This window comes from Zeimonas arvi, assembly GCF_008039575.1.
GTDB lineage: Bacteria > Pseudomonadota > Gammaproteobacteria > Burkholderiales > Burkholderiaceae_E > Zeimonas > Zeimonas arvi.
On sequence record NZ_VDUY01000003.1, the window covers coordinates 240,316 to 257,911 of the forward strand.

Here is a 17,596-nt window from a genome sequence, read left to right on the forward strand (position 1 = left end):
AGCGGATGACCAGAGTTTGCTCAAGCGCCGAACCCGGCGCCGGCCCGCGATGATCGCCTGGCTGGTCCGAGCGATCCTGGCCGGCGAACTGCTGGCGGCCCTGGCAGCCGGATGGTGGCTGTCGAGCGCCGCCGGCTGGCCGCCGCTGGCCGCCGGGCTCGTGGCGGCAGGCCTGCCCGCCCTGCTGCACGCCGCGGTGATCGGCCTGCAATCGCTGAGCGGCGCCTGGCATCGCGCCCGTTTTGCCCGGCAGACGGGCGGCGCCCCGCTTCCGCCGGGGCCGGCCGTTCGCGCCTGGCTGGGCGAGACCGCCGCCTCGCTGCGCAGCTTCGCGCTGCTGATGCCATGGTTCGGCGACACCCCCCTGCCGACGGGCCGGGATCCCGGCCGGGTGCCGGTCGTTCTGGTGCACGGCTACTTCTGCAACCGGGCCGTCTGGCGGCCGCTCTCCCGCTGGCTGGCGGCCCGGGGCCATCCGGTGGAATCGGTCAACCTGGAACCGCCCTTCGCCCCGGTCGAAAGCTACCTGCCCGGTCTGGAGAAGGCGGTCGAGCGGCTGCGCGCCCGCACCGGCGCGCGGCGGGTCGCGCTGATCGGGCACAGCATGGGCGGCCTGGTGATCCGGGCCTGGATCGCCCGGCATGGCGACCGCCGGGTCGCGGCGGTCGTCACGCTCGGCAGTCCTCACCAGGGCACCTGGAGCGCGCGTTTCGGCATGGGCCGCAACGTGGCGCAGATGCAGCCGGGCAGCCGCTTCCTTGCCGGGCTCGACGCTGTGGAAACGCCCTCGGTCCGCGCGCTCTTCACCGTGATCCTGACCTTGCACGACAACATCGTGATGCCGCAAGCCGCGCAGACGCTGGACGGCGCTCGCCATCGCGTGCTGCACGGGGTGGGCCACATGGCGCTCGTCCATGCGAAGCAGGTGCGCCCGCACCTGGCCGAGGCCCTCCAACAAGCCGAGGCGCGGGGCGAGGCGATCGAACGAGACGAGGCGGGCGTTCCGATCGCGCCCGTACGGCAGCCATGACCAGGACGCCTCGCCGCACCCGGGAGCGGATCCTCGAGCGCTCGCTTCAGCTCTTCAACGAGCTCGGCGAGCCGGGCGTGACGGTCGCCGCGATCGCCGACGACCTCCGGATCAGTCCCGGCAATCTCTACTACCACTTCGCGAACAAGGAAGCGATCGTCACCGCGCTGTTCGAGCGCTTCGACGCCGAGATCGGCGCGCTGCTCGACGAAGCCGCCCGCAGGGAGATCCGGCTCGAGGACGTGGCCCCCTTCCTGAGGCTGCTCTTCGAGTCGATCTGGCGGAATCGCTTCGTCTACCGGGACATCAACGACCTGCTGTCGCGGCACCGCTCGCTCGAGCTCGGATTGCAGGCGATCGTACGGCGCAAGGCCGATGCGGCGACCCTGCTCTGCCGGGCGCTCGCCGAGGCCGGCGAGCTGTCGGCCACCCCCGCCGAGGCGGAGGCGCTGGCCACCAACATGGTCGTCGTGGCGACCGGCTGGCTGCCCTACGAGTACATCGGCGGCGCGCGCCGATTCGGCGACCCCGATTTCGCCCGGGGCTGCGTCGAGCGCGGCGTGACGCAGTTGCTCGCGCTGTTGCGGCCGTGGCTCTCGTCGGCGGGCCGCGAGCGCCTGTCCGCCGCGCGGGCGGCGTGACCGGTCTTTCCTCGGTGCCTGGCTCGCTTCGTGTCCGACCGGGCGGTGCGGGCCGGCTGGCATCGCGCAAGCCCTGTTCAAGCGACACGCGGTGCGCCCGACCGTCGCCACGTGCCTTGGGTTCTGCAAGAATTCGACACCCGCAATGGCCACGACGTTTCGAGCGCCGGCCGGCAAAGCAGGCCTGGCGTTTCGTGCCCTTCGCGCAAGCCGAGCGCTGCCGCAGGAGCCGGCGATCAGGGAGGGCGCTGTCCGAGCGATTCCGAAGGAATCGCGAGTTGCGCCCGACCCGCCGGCGACGAGGCAGGCGAGGCTAGCCCCGCGCAGCGGGGCCGCAGCACAGGGCGCGAAACGCCAGGCCTGCTTTGCCGGCCGGCGCCCGCCACAACGCACAGAGGAAGAAGAACTTGAACCTGCACCGCATGCTCCAGCAACGCGCCGCCCGAGGCGCCCCGATCCGCGTCGGCCTGATCGGCGCCGGCAAGTTCGGCTCGATGTACCTGTCGCAGATCCGGCGCACGCCGGGCATGCACCTGGTCGGCGTCGCCGACCTGTCGCCGCCTCGCGCCAAGGCTTCGCTCAGACGCGTGGGCTGGCCCGCTGCCGCGCTCGGCGCGCGCAGCCTGGCCGACGCCGCGAAGAAGGGCACCACGCACGTCCACGACGATACGTTCGCGATGATCGCGAGCCCGCACGTCGACGTCGTCATCGACGCGACCGGCCATCCGGCGGCCGGCATCGCGCACGTGCTGGCCTGCTGCGAGCACGGCAAGCACATCGTGATGGTCAACGTCGAGGCCGATGCGCTGGCCGGCCCGCTGCTCGCCAGGAAGGCGCGCGAGGCCGGCATCGTCTATTCGCTCGCCTACGGCGATCAACCCGCGCTGATCTGCGAGATGGTCGACTGGGCGCGCACCGCCGGCTTCGAGGTGGTGGCCGCCGGCAAGGGCACGAAGTACCTGCCCGAGTACCACGCGTCGACGCCGGCCACCGTCTGGCCGCACTACGGCATCAGCCCCGAAGACGCGAAGGCCGGGGGCATGAACCCGCAGATGTTCAACTCCTTCCTCGACGGCACGAAGTCGGCGATCGAGATGGCCGCAGTGGCCAACGCCACCGGCCTCGCGCCCGCACCGCAGGGCCTCGAGTTCCCGCCTTGCGGCGTCGACGACCTGGCCCAGGTGCTTCGGCCGGCAAGCGACGGGGGCCGCCTGCACCATCGCGGCCAGGTCGAGGTGATTTCGAGCGTCGAGCGCGACGGCCGGCCGGTGTTCCGCGACCTGCGCTGGGGCGTCTACGTGACCTTTGCCGGCGACTCGGACTACGTTCGCCGCTGCTTCCGCGAATACGGGCTGGTCACCGACAAGTCGGGCAACTACACCGCGATGTACAAGCCCTACCACCTGATCGGGCTGGAGCTCGGGATCTCGGTGGCCTCGGTGGGCCTGCGCAACGAGCCCACCGGCGCGCCGGAGATGTGGCATGGCGACGTGGTGGCGACCGCCAAGCGCGACCTGAAGGCGGGCGAGACCCTCGACGGCGAGGGCGGATTCACGGTCTACGGCAAGCTGATGCCCGCGGCCGATTCGCTGGCCGTCGGCGGCCTGCCACTGGGCCTGGCCCACGGCGTGACGCTCGAGCGTGCGGTGAAGGCCGGCCAGCCGGTTCGCTGGACCGACGTGGCCTTCGATGCGAACGCGCCGGCGGTGAAGTTCCGGCGCGAGATGGAGCGGGTGTTCGCGAAAGGCAAGCGCCGCGCGAAGTGAGGAAGCCCGGCGGGCGGCCCCGCTCAGGCCGCCTTCGCCAGCGCGGCGACCTCGTCGAGCCGCTTGCGGTACTCGCGGCGCAGGCGCTCGACCAGCTCGCCGGCCGGCAGGATCTCCTGCACCGCCCCGATGCCCTGCCCCGCGCCCCAGATCTGGCTCCAGGTCTTGGGCCTTTCGCGGTCGCTGCCGAAGTTCATCCGGTTCGCGCCCTCGCGGGCCAGCGCGTCGGGGTCCAGCCCGGCCGCGACGATCGACGGCTTCAGGTAATTGCCGTGCACGCCCGAGAAATAATCGGTGTACAGGATGTCCTGCGCGCCGCTGTCGACGATCATCTGCTTGTACGCATCGGGGGCGTTGGCCTCCTTCGTCGCGATGAAGGGCGAGCCGATGTAGGCAAGATCGGCCCCCATGGCCAGCGCGGCGACGATCGCATCGCCGCGCGCGATGCAGCCCGACAGCAGCAGCGGCCCGTCGAACCACTGGCGGATCTCCTGGACCAGCGCGAAGGGCGACTGCACGCCGGCGTGGCCGCCGGCGCCCGCGGCCACCGCGATCAATCCATCCGCCCCCTTCTCGATCGCCTTGCGCGCGAAGCTGTCGTTGATGACGTCGTGCAGCACGATGCCGCCGTACGAGTGCACCGCCTCGTTGACCTCGGGGCGCGCGCCCAGCGAGGTGATCACGATCGGCACCCGGTGCTTCACCAACACCTCGATGTCGTGATCCAGACGGTCGTTCGAGCGGTGGACGATCATGTTGACCGCATACGGCGCCGAGGGCGCCTCCGGGTGCGCGCGATCGTGCGCGCCCAGTTCGCGCTCGATGCGCTCGAGCCACTGGGCGAAAGCCTCCTTGGGCCGGGCGTTCAGCGCCGGGAAGGACCCGACGACCCCGGCCTTGCACTGCGCGATGACCAGTTCGGGATTCGAGACGATGAACATCGGCGAAGCGACGACGGGCAGGCGCAGGCGGTCGCGCAGGATCGGAGGAAGCGACATCGGTGACTCGGCTTGAGGGTGAATCGGGCCGGAGATCTTAACCCTTGCGGTCGCGAGCCGCCTGCGCGTCGGCCTGGCACTCGTAGAAGATCCGTGCAGTGCAACGCGCGCAGATCTCGCGGTCGAGCTGCTCGTAGATCGTGGCGATCGCCTGGTCCTTGGTGCGGAACAGGTTGTCCTCGCCGACCTGCGCCAGCGCGCCGCCGCGCCCCATCAGTTCCTGCGCATTGTGGCGCAGGCCGTGGATGTAGAGCCTGCCGCCCGCCGCGCGGCGGCGGATCGCCTCCTGCCCGAGCAGGGAGGCGCCGGCCACGTCGACGAAGTTCATGTTGCGGGCGAGCAGCAGCAGGTGCTTCTGGTCGGGCGAGATCTCGCGCAGGATGTCGAGGTGCGTCGCCACGTGGTCGACCGCCCCGAAGTAGATCGAGCCCTCGATCGTGAGCATCTTGAGCTGCGGGCACTCCGGCCGCTCCGCATCGATCGGCACGAAGGCGCGCGCCGGATCACGGACGTCGGGCACCTGGCCGCGCATGATCGGCCGCGAGGTGCGATTGAGGTAGAAGACCAGCGACACCGCCACGCCGATCAGCACCGCGACATCGAGACGCAGCACCAGCGTGGCGGCCGTGGTGATCAGCAACACCCCGCCCTCGGAACGGCTGGCCGCGAGGGTCTGCCTGATGCGCGACAGGTCGATCAGCGAGAGCGACGCGAGCAGCAACACCGCGGCAATCGCGGGCGCCGGCAGCCAGCGCACCGCCGGCGCGAACAGCGCCACGATCGCCACGAGGATCACGGCGGAGAACACCGCGGCCAGCGGGGTCGCAGCGCCGGCCTCGAAGTTGGGCCCCGAGCGGTTGACCGACGCGCTGGTCGGGAAGCCCGAGAAGAAGCCGGCGGCGATGTTCGACAGGCCCTGCCCGATGAACTCCTGGTTGCCGTCGATCCGCTGGCCCGAGCGCAGGGCCACCGCCCGGGCGATCGACACCGACTGGGTCAGCGCCACGATCGAAAGCGCCACCGCGAGCCCGGACAGCTCGCTGAGGCTGGCCAGGTCGTGGATCGGCCAGGAAAGCGGCGGCAGTCCCCGCGGAATCGCATCGAGGTAGCGCAGCCCGGCGGACCTCCCCGCGACCGCGGCCAGTCCCTCGATCGCGAGCGCGCCCGCCGTGCCTGCCACCATCGCGACCACGATGTACGGCCAGCGCGGCCGCCAGCGCCGGCTCGCCAGCCCGGCCGCCAGCGTGACGGCGGCCACGCCCAGCGCCCAGGGATTCGCATCGGGCAGGCTGATCACGAGATGGCCGAGCGCGCCGAGGAAGCCGCCGCCCGGCGCCCCCGGGAGCCCGAACAAGGCCGTCATCTGGCTGGCCACGATCAGCAGGCCGGCGCCCGCCATGAAGCCGACGATCACCGGCTGCGAGATGAAGTTGACCAGCGTGCCGAGCCGGAGCACCCCGAGCAGCAGCATGAACACGCCCATCAGGAAGGCCAGCGTGAAGGCCAGCCCCACGTATTCGGGGCTCCCCGGCGCGGCGAGCGGCGCCAGCGCCGCGAAGGTCATGATGGAGACCGCGTTCGTCGGGCCTGACACGGTGTGCAGCGAGGACCCGAACAGGGCGGCCACGGCGGTGGGCACCATGGCCGCGTACAGCCCATACTGCGCCGGCAAGCCTGCCAGCGTGGCGAAGGCGATGCCCTGGGGCAGCACGACCAGCGCACCGACCAGGCCCGCCAACAGGTCGCGCGGCAGACTGTCCCGGTCGACCCGATGCCACCACCGGATCGGCGGGAACAGCCGCGCGAGGAGCATGCGGCGGCTCATCCGCGAGCCTCCGTGCCGCCACCGCCCAAGCGCCCGCGCGCGATCCGGTCGGCGAGGCGGCCGTGCCGCTCGGTGCGCCGGGTCGCGCCGTCCTCGATCGCGTCGGCGCCGGCCCAGACCACGAGCGCGCTGCGTGCCCGCGTCGCCCCGGTGTAGAGCAGCTCGCGCGTGTTCAGGCCGTGTCCGACGGGCGCCGGCACCAGCGCCACCGTGTCGAACTCGGAGCCCTGAGACTTGTGGACCGTGATCGCGAAGGCGTCTTCGTGTGCGGGCATCTGCCGCACCGGCTGCCAGCGCAAGGCGCCGCCGGCATCGAAGGCCACCGCCGGCGCACCCGTCGGGTCGGGCAGGCAGATGCCGACATCGCCGTTGTACAGGCCGAGCTCCGGGCGGTTGCGGGTCACGATCACGATCCTTCCCGTATACCAGATGGCACCGGGCGCCGCACCGACCCGGCGCCGGACCCGCGCGGCAACCGCCGCGTTGATCGCGGCCGCCCCCAGCGGCCCTTCGCGCAACGCGCAGAGCACGCGATGCCTGTCGAAGGCGGCGACGATCCGCTCGGCCGGCTCGCCGCCGGCCAGCGCGGCAAGCGCCGGCGACCAGGCCGCCAGCGAGCGGTCGGCGATCGCGCCCGCCGAAGCGGGCCCGGGGGCGGTCACCTCATTCGATCCCTCCGGGCCATCGGGGCCGGCGGGCATCGGCGCGCCGGGCTGCTGCCAGCGATCGCGCAGCCAGCCCGCGAAGGCCGCGAGTCCGGGCGCAGCCGACTGGCGATAGTTGCGCTGCAACCGGACCACCGCCTGCAGCGGGCTCGCGCAAGCCTCGGCGAACACCGCCCCGGCCTCGACCGAGGCGAGCTGGTCGCGATCGCCCGCGAGCACCAGCCGTCCGCCCTCGGGAATCGACTCGACCAGCGCGCGGGCGAGCTCGAGATCCAGCATCGAGGCCTCGTCGACGATCAGCAGGTCGTGGCGGATCGCGCCGGGGGCCGGACCCGCCCTGTCGGCGCGCAAGCCCAGCAAGCGGTGCACGGTCATGCCGGAGACCGGCAGGCGGCCTGCCAGCGCATTGTCGGGGTCGAGCCGGACGAGCTGCGCCGCCAGCGCCTGGGCGAGACGTGCCGCCGCCTTGCCGGTCGGCGCGGCGATCGCGACGCGGGATTCGGGGGCCAGCCTCAGGAAGGCGACGAGGAGCCGAGCCATCGTCGTCGTCTTCCCGGTGCCCGGCCCGCCGGTCACGATTGCCAGCCTGCGAGAAAGCGCCATGCGCACCGCCTCGCGCTGCAGCGGGTCGACCTCGTCGTGCGGCGCGACCGCGTCGAGCGCGGCCTCCACGCGGGACGCGTCGGCAAGCGGCGCCGGCGCATCGAGCGCCGCCAGCCGCTCGGCGAGCACCGACTCCGCGCGCCAGAGTCGCTGCAGGTAGAGCGCGTCGCCGTCGACGACCAGCGGCGCGGCCGGCGGCTCGCCGCTCTGTCCGGATCCGGCGCTTGCCACCGCCGGACTGCCGGCCAGGCGGGCGCGCTCGAGCAGATCGGGGACCAGCACGAAGGCGTGCCCGTCTGCCGCGGCGAGCCAGACGCGGCGGGCCCAGCGCTCGAGCGGGGCTTCGACGTCGTCACGCTGCTCGCCGTCGCCGTCGGGGCCCGCGGGCGCGCGGTGCAGGCGCACGACCGCCCTCGCGAAGGCCTGGGCCACCTGCCCGCCGGACGCCCGATTCGGCTCGTGCCCGACGTCGCCCGATCCGGCCACCGCACCGCGGGGCTCGCGCGCGCCGCTCACCGTGCGCCTCCCGCCAAAAGCCGGTCGAGGCGCTCGATCAGGGCCCGGGAGGGTTTGCTCGCATGCACGCCGGGCGTGGGCTCGCCCGCCTGGCCGGGCCGCACACCGCGCAGGAAGACCCAGAAAGCGCCCCCGATGTCGCGGTCCCAGTCGTAGTCCGGCAACCGAAGCCTCAGGAATCGGTGCAACACCAGCAGATAGAGGCAGGCCTGCAGAGGGTAGGCGTGCTCGCGCATCGCCGCCTCGACGGCGGGCGCTTCGTAGTCCGAAAAGCGCCCGCCGAGGCGGTTGCTCTTCCAGTCGAGCACGTACCAGCGTCCGTCCTGCTCGAAGACCAGGTCGATGAAGCCGCGCAGGAATCCGCTCCAGCGCGAGCTCGCGGCCCAGGCGTCGAGCGGGTACTCGGCCGCGACCGCCTCGAGCAAGGCCCGGTCGTCGACGCCATCGCCGGGCAGCAGGAAGTCCATCTCTCGCACCAGCGCCCCGGGCGCCACGGCGCGCAGGGACACCAGGCGGCCGTCCGGCGCTCGCAGGCCGGTGTCGAGCACCGCGTCCAGCCAGCCCGCAAGGCCGTTCGACAGCGAGACGGCGAAGCCGGCCCGGGACAGCTGCGCGGCGACCAGCCGGCGATCGAGCGGCGCATCGATGGCGCAGTGCTCGAGGATGCCGTGCAGGCAGCTGCCGGCGCGCGCGCCGGCCGGGAAGTCGAAGCGGATGTCGGGCACCGGCTCGTCGCCGGGAACCTCGGCGAGGGAATCGAATTGGTCATGGTCGGGACGCTCGTCGTCCTGCGCGGCCCGGCCCGCATCGGCCGCCTCGCCTTCGGCGATCCGCTGCGCGAGCGCGCTGAAGCTGGTGCGTATCCACGGTGCCGGGATGCGCGCCGCGAAGGAACGCGCCAGGGGCTGCGGCACCGCCGACCGGGCCGCGTCGACCGCGAGCGGCGCCACCGGCCGCCCGCCGACCGTCCCCGACGCGGCCTCGGTGACATCGACGACCGCTACGCTTCCCGGCTCGGCCGCATCGCGCCAGGCATCGACCGCCCGGGCGAGCGCCTCGGGATCGGACGCCGGCTTCGGATCCTCCGGCAAGTCGGCGAGTACGGCGAGCCGGCGAGCGAGCGGGGTCGACGCGGCGGCGGCGACCGGCCCCCACAGGACATGGCAGCGCTGCTCGGCGCGGGTCAGCGCCACGTAGAGCCGCCGCACCGACTCCGCGTCGATCTCGAAGAGTCGCTGCCTCATCGCGCCGTCTGCCGGCCGGTCCGACAGTTCCAGCACCGGCTGCCAGTGACTCGCCGCGCCCGAGAGCGAATCCGGCCCGTGGTGGTGCACGAAGGGCGCTTCGGCCTTCGCCGCGCGGCCTTGCCACGCGAAGGGCAGGAACACGAAGGGAAACTCCAGTCCCTTGCTCTTGTGGACGGTGAGGATCCTGACCAGGTTCTCGTCGCTGTCGAGCCGCAGCTCGAAGGCCTGGCCCGACCGTTCGTCGCCGGCGCGCGCCCGCGCCAGCCACCGCCAGGCCTGGCGCGGGCCCTGCGATGCCTCGTCGGACGCGGCGATCAGCTCGAACAGGTGCAGCAGGTTGGTGAGCCGCCTCTCGCCGTCGCCGAGCGCCGCGAGTCGGGCGGCGGCCCCGCTGCCGAACAGCAGCCTGCGCAAGGCGGCCTGCGGGCCATGTTGCGCCCAGGTGTCGCGGCAGGCGGCAAAGTGTTCGACCCAGGCATTCCAGGCGGCCGGGTCGCCCGCCAGCGATTCGAGGGCGGCAGCGTCCAGGCCGGCCGGCGTGGCGAGGAGCGCCGCGCGCAACAGGCCGGCGTCGGCGGGCTCGGCCACGGCGGCCAGCCAGCGCGACAGTTCCTCGGCCTGCGGCGAGGCCACGACCCGCTCGCGGGAGATCTCGACCGCGCCCACGCCGACCGCGCCCAGCGCCCGTTTGACCAGGCTGCCCTGGCGGTGCGAATCCACCAGCACGGCGATGTCGGACGGTTCGACCGGCGCATCGTCGAGCCGCAGCCCCGCGCCGAGCAGCCGCAGGATCTCGGCCACGGTGATCGACACCGCAAGCTCGCTGGCGCGGTCGGCGTCCAGCGCGCCGCCGCCCGCATCCCCGGCGAAGCGCAACACGGTGAGCGGCGCGCGCGGCGCGGCGTCGCCGGCCTCCTCCGTCAGCGCGCGTCGGGCCTTCAGTCCCACGCCTGCCGGCTCGAACCCGATGCCCGGCACGCCGAAGGGATCGCCTTTCCCGAAGAGTGCGTTGACCGCGCTCACCAGTCCCGGCACCGAGCGCTGGTTCTCGCGCAGCGCATGGGCGGCCGGCCCCTCGTTGCGCGCATCGAGGTAGGAGTACACGTCGGCGCCGCGAAACGCGTAGATGGCCTGCTTCGGGTCCCCGACCAGCACCAGGCCGCCGCCGCGGCCTTCGTCAGCGCCGGCCTGGCCGCCGTCGTCGCTGCCGTGCGCCAGATGGATCCGGCGAAAGATGCCCCACTGCTGCGCGTCGGTGTCCTGGCACTCGTCGATCAGCGCCAGCGGGTAACGCTCGCGCAGCATGCGCGCGAGCCGCGCTCCCGAACCGGGCGCCTCCAGCGCCTCGTGAACGATGGCCAGCAGGTCGTCGAACGCGAGCCGCCCGCCGCCGCCGAGCCGCGCCAGCCTGCGCGGTTCGCCGTCGCGCCAGACGGACTCCGCCACTTGGGCGACGACGCCGTCGCAGCGCGCGAGCAGGGACGCGAGCTCGCTGCACAGCGCGGGGATCTCGCCAGGCGGCATCGGCTTGCTGCCGACTGCGGCCTCGAAGCGCTCGCGCGCGAGCTTCGCGACGGTGGCCGCGAGTTTCTCGCGATCGCCGCGCGTCATCGGCAGTCCGGCCGGCTGCGCCGCCCAGTCTGCGAGCTTCGCCAGCCAGCCGGCGGCCCAGTCGAGCCGGATCAGCTTCCCGTTGACGTTTCCCCTGACCGAGATCCAGTCCAGCAGCGCCTGGCCCTGCCCGGCCAGAGCCTCGGCGAGCCGCGCCCGCAGCCCGGCGACGTCCGCGGCCAGCGCACGCCAGTCCCCGCCGGGCGCCGCGCGCACCGCGCCCGGATTCGAGTGAATCGCGCGAACGCGCGCCACGAGGCGATCGGGATCGACGCCGGCCTCGGCGAGCAAGGCCAGTTGCGCCGCATCCGCGGCGATCACGTGACGGCGCCACCAATCGTCGACCAGCGCTTCGATCCAGCCGTCGTCGCCCTCGCCGACCTCGACGCCGCCGGGCAGGCCGATCGACAAGCCGTGCTCGGCGATCACCCGCTGGCAGAAGCCGTGGATCGTGCGCACCGCCGCCTCGTCGACCCGGGCATGCGCGATCCGCAGGCGCCGTAACGCGGCCTCGCGATCGGCGATCCGCGGCAGGTACTCGCGGCAGAAGAGCTCGCCGTCACGGGTGTCCTCGCCCGCCAGGTCGGCCTCGAGCAAGGCGGCCATCGCGCCGATGCGCTCGCGGATCCGGGCCGCGAGCTCGGCGGTCGCGGCGTTCGTGAAGGTCACGACCAGGATGCGGTCGATCTCGAGTTCCAGCTCGACCAGCGCGCGAACCACCAGACCGGCGATCGTCCAGGTCTTGCCCGTTCCGGCATCGGATTCGAGCAGATGGAAGCCGCGCAGGATCCCGGGGTCGAAGACCGGATGCGCCTCCAGCGGTCCGGGCGCCTTCAATGCAGCACCTCGATCTCGACATCGGCCAGGATCGGCACCCACAGCGTGTCGCCGTCTTCCGCGACGGTCCGCAGGTCGGGACCCGCATCGCGCCAGAACACCGCCTGCCAGGGCTTGTCGCGTTCCCCGCTGGACCAGGGACCGCCCTCGATCGCGTCGCGCAGCTTGCCCAGCAGCCTGCCGGCGCGATCGGGATCCGCATCGAGACACGCTGCCAGCGGCCCTTTCTGCTTCGACTCGCGCCAGGCGCTCAGCCAGGCCCGCGGAAAAGCCGCCGGCGGACCGGCGAGGATCGCCTCGGTGGCCGCGACGGCGTGGCGAAGCGCGGCCACCGGATCGGCGATGCGCACCAACGCAGTGGCGTCCGGCGCGGCCAGCACGGTCTCGTCCAGGCGGCACAGGTCCCGCGCGGGAAGATCCGGACGATCGGGACGCGCGGCATGCGCAGACCCGCGCCCCGCGGCGAGCCAGGCCGCAAGCAGCGCATGCGACAGCCAGGCCTCGACGATCCCGTGCAGGTTCAGCGCGAAACCCGACACGATCCGGTGCCGGCCGTCGGGGCCTGGCAGCGGCAGGCGGGCCACGATCGCCGGCCCGCCGTCGAGCTCGAACGACAGGTCCGCCGCCCGCGCGGCGCCCGGCCCGCCCGCACGATCGGCCAGCCGCGCGGCATGCTCGAGGATCGCCCGGGCCTGGCGCTCGCCGACCGAGCCGCCCGCGACGCGCGGCGTCGCGCGGAGCTGCGCCTCGATCCGCCCGGCGTCCGCGCCTTCGAGCAGGGCCTGCGCGGTCCGGCCGAGCAGGTCGCGGTCGTCGGTGTCGCGCGGCCACAGCGGCTCGCGCGTGTCGGATCGTGCGTCCACCCGCGGCATCGATGCGCCCACCTTCCGGCGCAGCCAGAAGGCGATCGGATCGGACAGCGCGGCGCGCAGTTCGTCGAGCGAGACCGGCTCGGCAGGCGATTCCCCCCCGGGCGCGGCCGGCCGTGGCGCCTGTGGGCCGCCCACCGGGCCCGCGGCGGCGCTGCGCCGCGCCAGCGGCGCGGCGAGGGCCGACGCGGCATCGACCCACTCGCGCGCAAAGCTGCCCGTCTGTCCGGGGACGAAGGCACGGGGCGAGAAGGGATGCAGCGGATGCTCGACGATCGCCGACGCCTCGGCACGGGCGGGCATCGCCCGACGCAAGGGCGCCCCGGCCGGCAGGCGGGACGCGAGCCGCGCACGCAGCCAGGCCATCAGCTCGAGCACCACCGTCGACGGCTCGAGCGGCGCGTCGTCGCGCACGTCGCGGCCGCGGAACAGGATCGCGAGCCGGTCCTGCGCGGCCAGCACCGCGTCCAGGAAGATCCCGCGCTCGTCGGTCCGCGGGACCCTGTCGCCGAAGCGCGGCGCCCGCGGCATCAGGTCGGTCTCGCTGCGCGCGCCGCTGCGCGGGAACACCCCCTCGTCGATGCCGAACAGGCAGACGACCCGGAACGGCACGCCGCGCAAGGCGCCCAGCGGACACACGCTGACCGCGCCCGACGCGGTGGCGGCCGGCGCCGACGCCCTCAGCGACTCGTCGAGCGCGAGCGCAAAGGCCTGCGCGTCGATCGGCACCAGGCCGGCTTGGAGGGCGGCCTCCTGCGCGGCTTCGGCGAGCGCCGCCAGCGCCTCGCGCACCCGGGCGAGCGCCGCCTCGTGCCTGCGCGTGGCGAAGAAGATCTGGTCGACCTCGGCGCCAAAGCGCTCGCACCACTCGGCGACGGGCCGCTCGCGCGCGGCGAGCCGCCGCAGCGAACCCAGCACGCCGAGCAGGGCGAGCACCGGCTCGGCGAGCGCCGCGCGGCTGCCGCGCAGCCCTTGCACCGGCGCCAGCGTGCCGACCAGCGGGACGTCGTCAGACACCGCCGCGCCGATCAGGAGCCGGTCCAGGGCATGCTGCCAGTCGTGCTTGATCGCGCCGTCCACGGCGTCGAGCCCCCAGCGCGCGCCCGCCGCGTCGAGCACTCGGACCAGGGCGGCCACGTCGTCGGCGGACAGGCCGGTGACCTCCGAAACCGCAGGGTTCAGCAGCCAGGCCTCCACCTCGGGCAGCGTCGGCCCCTGCGCGGCGAGATCGAGCAGGTCGCGCACGGCGCGCAGCAGCGGCTCGGCCCCGGGCGGCCTGCCGGAGATCGCGAACGGGATGCGCCGCTGGACGGCGGCCGTGGAGAAGACCGCCTCGATCGCCGGCGCCGCGCTCTCGATGTCGGCGCAGAACACGGCGACCTCGGACGGATGCAGGCCCGGCAGACGCTCGAAGCAGTCCAGCAGCAGGTCGTGCAGCACCTCGGCCTGGCGGGTCGCGCTGTGCGCGGCGTGCACGACGATGGAGTCGTCGGGTTCGGCGACCCGCTCCCAGGGCGCGTCGCTGCGCAGGAAGACCGATTGCCGGAGCGCGCGCAGGCAGTCCGGCGGCCGCGCGGGATCGGCACCGTCCGGGTCGTCGAGCTCCCTGAAGGGTTCGCTCGCCTGGACGGCGAACCGCTCCTGCAGCGCCGCCACCTGCGCCACGAAATCGCGCTGCGCCCGCCCCCAGTCGCCGAGCACGGCAGGCTCGCCATCGTAGAGCCAGGCCTGGTCGGGCCGCTCCGCGAGGACCCGGGCGCGCTGCCGGCCGTCGACCAGGTCCTCCCACCACTCGCGGCAGGGATCGGGCGCGAAGAAGGCGACGTCGGCCACCTCGCCCAGCAGGCCGAACAGCGAGAGCTGCGACGGCGACATGCCGGGCATGCCGAACAGGCTCACGCAGCGCCCGCCCAGCGTCTTGCGCACCGAGTCGGGCTCCGAGAGGATCAGCTGCTCGAGGCGCTCGTAGGGATGCACGTCGGCCAGACCCGGCATCGACGCGAGCAGGCGCAGCCAGAGCCAGCGCTGCCAGGCTTCGTGCGGCCCGAGCAGACCCGTGGCGCCCACGGCCGGCAGGCCGCGCTGCCAGCGCTCCAGCCAGTCGCGCCGCCATGCAAGGTAGCGATCGAAGAGTCCGGCGAGTTCGGTCGCCACCGCGAGCCGCTGCCGGCTCGGCGCGCCCGCCACCCGCTCGCGCAGGGGCGCGAGCTCGGGCATGTCCCCGGGAATCGCGTCGAACATCGCCAGCAGGCGCCAGCGCACGACCTCGGGATCGAAGGGCGAGCGGGCGGGCAGTTCGGGGAGCAGGTCGCGCAGCCAGTGCCAGAGCAGGCGGCCAGGCAGCTCCGGCTCCAGCCTCGCGCAGACGCCTGTGGACAACGCCACCCGCTGCTGAAGCCAGCGGCCCACGCCCACGCTGGGAACGATGACCGGGTGCAGCGCCAGCGGATCGCCCTTCGCGGGGCGCGCGAGCCGCTCGATCAGCGCGTCGGCGAGGCGGTCGAGCCGGTTGTCGAATCGGATCGAGAGCGGCATCGGCGCGTCGCGGCGTGCTCGTGGCGGCGGAGGACCGGCGTCGGCGGCGCGGCGTTCAGTTCGCCAGGCGGCCGACCGTGGCCACCGCGATCGTGAGAAAACCCAGCACCAGGTTCAGCGTGACCAGCTTGCGGATGCCGTCGAGCGCAGTGGCCGCGGCCTTGATCTCGCCGGCCGCGAGCGCCGACTGCATCGCCGGATGCCTGCGCAGCCAGATCACGACGAACACCGCGGTCATCACCAGCGCGATCGCCGCCATCAGGTTCCAGGACATCGGCGGCTTGCCACCGGCCACCGACAACTGGGCGAACATTGCAATGCCGCTGCCCCACAGCAGCGCCAGCGACCAGGCGACCGCCACGAAGAAGCGCCCCAGCGCCGCCGACATCATCGGCAGCCGCTGCGGCGGCTCGAGCGTGGCCACGGCCGCTGGCCGCATGCAGAAGTGCGCGAAGAACATCCCGCCGATCCAGATCACGACGGCAACCAGGTGAAGCAGCAACCAGACTTCCCTCATCTTCGATCATCCTCGTTCGATCCGCGACAGCCCCGGCCGGGCTGCCGGCACGGTTGATATCATAGGACCATGGATGAACCGCTTCCGTGGAGCGCGGCGATGACGGATCTCGAAAAGCAGTTCGAACAGGCAGTGGCGGATTCCAAGGCGCTCACCGAGCGCCCCGACAACATGACGCTGCTGCAGCTCTACGCGCTCTACAAGCAGGCCACCAGCGGCGACGTCGACGGCGAGCGGCCAGGCTTCACCGACATGGTCGGCCGCGCCAAGTGGGATGCCTGGAACGCGCTGAAAGGCGCCACCGCCGACGAGGCGATGCAGCGCTACATCGCGCTGGTGGACGACCTCAAGGCCTGAACCCGGTTACTCAGATCAGCCTGAACGCGGCGATCGCCACCAGGGTGGGCACCGCCGCCGAGGCGAGCAGGCCCAGCGCGCTCACCTCCTCGTGCTCGAACTTGCTCTTCAGGATCGAGTAACCGGCCGGGTTGGGCGCGTTCGCGATCACGGTCAGGCCACCGCCGGTCACCGCGCCGGCCACCAGTGCGTACTTGAACTCGTCGGTCAGCCCGCCCACCAGCGAGCCCAGGTAGGTCAGCGCCGCGTTGTCGGTGATCGCCGTGAGCGCAGTGGCTCCGTAATAGACCGCGGTGGGGCTCATCGCCGACAGCAGCGGCTGCAGCCACCACTGCTGGTAGCCGCCCAGCACCACCAGCCCGGCCAGGAAGAAGGCCACCAGCAGTCCCTCCCGGAGAATCAGGCGATCCTGCCAGCGCGGATAGGCGGTGGCGATGCCCATGAAGGAGAGGAAGAGGCCGACGAAGACCACTGGATGATGGGCCCCCAGGACCACGCCCACCAGGACCAGCAGGTGGACGATCACCAGCGGCAGCGGCACCGGTTCCGCCTTCTCGCCTCCGCCCAGCTCGAGCTTGCGCAGCTCGCCGGCGAACAGCAGCGTGGCCCCCAACGCATTGATCGTGACCGCCAGCGCGGAGCGCCAGCCGAAGTGCGTCAGCATGAACCAGAGGTCCCAGTCCCACTTCGCCGCGACCATCAGCACCGGCGGCGCGGCATAGGGCGTGAGCGTCCCGCCGATCGACACGTTGACGAACAGCACGCCCAGCGTGACGTACTTGAGCCGCGTGGACAGTCCCGCCGAGTAGAAGCGGTCGCGCAGCGTGAGCGCCGCCAAGGTCATCGCAGCCGGCTCGGTGATGAAGGAGCCCAGCAGCGGCACCAGCGCGAGCGTCACGAAATAGGTCGCCATCGGCCGGGGCATCGGCATGAGTCCCGACGCGACGGTCACCCCGCCCTGGGCGAAACGCAGGATGGGCCGGCTCGCCGCGACAACCATGATCACGAACACGAACATGGGCTCGGTGAAATTGCGCGACTCCAGGTACTCGAGCGCGCGCCCGCTGCCGCCGAACACCGCGATGAAGGCCACCAGGACCATCGCCCAGAAGCCGAAGACGATCTCGACCTCGCCGAGCATGTGAAGCACGCCGGAATGAGCAGGGTGTCGGTGCGCGAGCCTCTCGAAGATTTTCGCCGAGAAGGTGTGGACGAGCGCGATCGCGAAAAGGACTGCGCCAACGATCTGGGCCGGCGTCGCTTCGGTCAAGATGATCTCCGGAAGGTGTCTCCAGCGCTCAGCTGAAGTAGTGATCGAAATTCTTCTGCAACTGCTCTTCAATGCGGGGGCGGAAGGCCGACAGCAGCATGCCGAGCTCCGCGTCGAGCACGATGTCCGACTCGCCGACCGCGAGGGTGCCGGATACGCCTGCGCGCGAGAAGCTCAGCACGTCGCCGTTCCAGTCGCAGGCCAGCCCGTACTTCTCGCGCATCTCGTCGGCGACGCGCTGGACCGCCTCGCGCGCTCCGGCCGCACCGAGCGCATGGGGCCGCTGAAGATGGATCTTCGACATCGGGC

The 17,596-nt window shown here is 72.7% G+C and carries 12 protein-coding genes; 4 read left to right on the forward strand and 8 right to left on the reverse strand.

The window, feature by feature from the left end; all coding sequences use genetic code 11:
• Window positions 1–16: 16 nt before the first annotated feature.
• The 3 genes from FHP08_RS08545 to FHP08_RS08555 all read left to right on the forward strand — a co-directional run bounded on the left by FHP08_RS08545 (window position 17) and on the right by FHP08_RS08555 (window position 3,437).
• Window positions 17–1,030 (forward strand): lipase family alpha/beta hydrolase, encoded by a 1,014-nt coding sequence (locus tag FHP08_RS08545; protein WP_187272228.1) that lies wholly within the window; start codon window positions 17–19, stop codon window positions 1,028–1,030.
• A complete protein-coding gene (locus tag FHP08_RS08550; RefSeq protein WP_147704028.1) occupies window positions 1,027–1,671 on the forward strand; it encodes a TetR/AcrR family transcriptional regulator in 645 nt (214 codons plus the stop codon). The genes FHP08_RS08545 and FHP08_RS08550 overlap by 4 nt, the downstream gene beginning before the upstream one ends.
• A 407-nt stretch (window positions 1,672–2,078) precedes the next feature.
• Window positions 2,079–3,437 (forward strand): NAD(P)H-dependent oxidoreductase, encoded by a 1,359-nt coding sequence (locus FHP08_RS08555; RefSeq protein WP_147704029.1) that lies wholly within the window; start codon window positions 2,079–2,081, stop codon window positions 3,435–3,437.
• Window positions 3,438–3,460: 23 nt separating this feature from the next.
• On the opposite strand, the gene FHP08_RS08560 is transcribed toward FHP08_RS08555, so the two are convergent.
• Genes FHP08_RS08560 through FHP08_RS08585 form a run of 6 tightly spaced genes read right to left on the reverse strand, consistent with a single transcriptional unit; the run spans window position 3,461 to window position 15,660 of the window.
• The gene (locus FHP08_RS08560) at window positions 3,461–4,435 is read right to left on the reverse strand and encodes an NAD(P)H-dependent flavin oxidoreductase (RefSeq protein ID WP_147704030.1); all 975 of its coding nucleotides are present in this window, start codon (window positions 4,433–4,435) and stop codon (window positions 3,461–3,463) included.
• A gap of 37 nt (window positions 4,436–4,472) precedes the next feature.
• Window positions 4,473–6,260, reverse strand: a complete 1,788-nt coding sequence (locus FHP08_RS08565) for a SulP family inorganic anion transporter (protein WP_147704031.1) — start codon at window positions 6,258–6,260, stop codon at window positions 4,473–4,475.
• Window positions 6,257–8,044 (reverse strand): exodeoxyribonuclease V subunit alpha, encoded by a 1,788-nt coding sequence (recD, locus tag FHP08_RS08570; RefSeq protein WP_147704032.1) that lies wholly within the window; start codon window positions 8,042–8,044, stop codon window positions 6,257–6,259. Before recD ends, FHP08_RS08565 begins: the two co-directional genes overlap by 4 nt.
• A complete protein-coding gene (locus FHP08_RS08575; RefSeq protein ID WP_187272229.1) occupies window positions 8,041–11,739 on the reverse strand; it encodes a UvrD-helicase domain-containing protein in 3,699 nt (1,232 codons plus the stop codon). The genes recD and FHP08_RS08575 overlap by 4 nt, the downstream gene beginning before the upstream one ends.
• The gene (locus tag FHP08_RS08580) at window positions 11,736–15,143 is read right to left on the reverse strand and encodes an exodeoxyribonuclease V subunit gamma (RefSeq protein ID WP_147704034.1); all 3,408 of its coding nucleotides are present in this window, start codon (window positions 15,141–15,143) and stop codon (window positions 11,736–11,738) included. Before FHP08_RS08580 ends, FHP08_RS08575 begins: the two co-directional genes overlap by 4 nt.
• Window positions 15,144–15,198: 55 nt before the next feature.
• Window positions 15,199–15,660: a hypothetical protein gene (locus tag FHP08_RS08585; protein WP_147704035.1), complete on the reverse strand. Its 462-nt coding sequence runs from the start codon at window positions 15,658–15,660 to the stop codon at window positions 15,199–15,201.
• 99 nt (window positions 15,661–15,759) lie between these two features.
• Here FHP08_RS08585 and FHP08_RS08590 point away from each other — a divergent pair, with 99 nt between their 5' ends.
• Window positions 15,760–16,017 (forward strand): acyl-CoA-binding protein, encoded by a 258-nt coding sequence (locus FHP08_RS08590; protein WP_147704036.1) that lies wholly within the window; start codon window positions 15,760–15,762, stop codon window positions 16,015–16,017.
• Window positions 16,018–16,027: 10 nt separating this feature from the next.
• Here the strand turns inward: FHP08_RS08590 and FHP08_RS08595 are convergent, their stop codons facing one another.
• Both FHP08_RS08595 and FHP08_RS08600 read right to left on the reverse strand, forming a co-directional pair.
• Window positions 16,028–17,287 carry a putative Na+/H+ antiporter gene (locus FHP08_RS08595; RefSeq protein ID WP_147704037.1) on the reverse strand — a complete coding sequence of 420 codons (1,260 nt, stop codon included), beginning with the start codon at window positions 17,285–17,287 and terminating at the stop codon, window positions 16,028–16,030.
• Window positions 17,288–17,315: 28 nt separating this feature from the next.
• The gene (locus FHP08_RS08600; RefSeq protein WP_147704038.1) at window positions 17,316–17,591 is read right to left on the reverse strand and encodes a polyhydroxyalkanoic acid system family protein; all 276 of its coding nucleotides are present in this window, start codon (window positions 17,589–17,591) and stop codon (window positions 17,316–17,318) included.
• Window positions 17,592–17,596 lie beyond the last annotated feature (5 nt).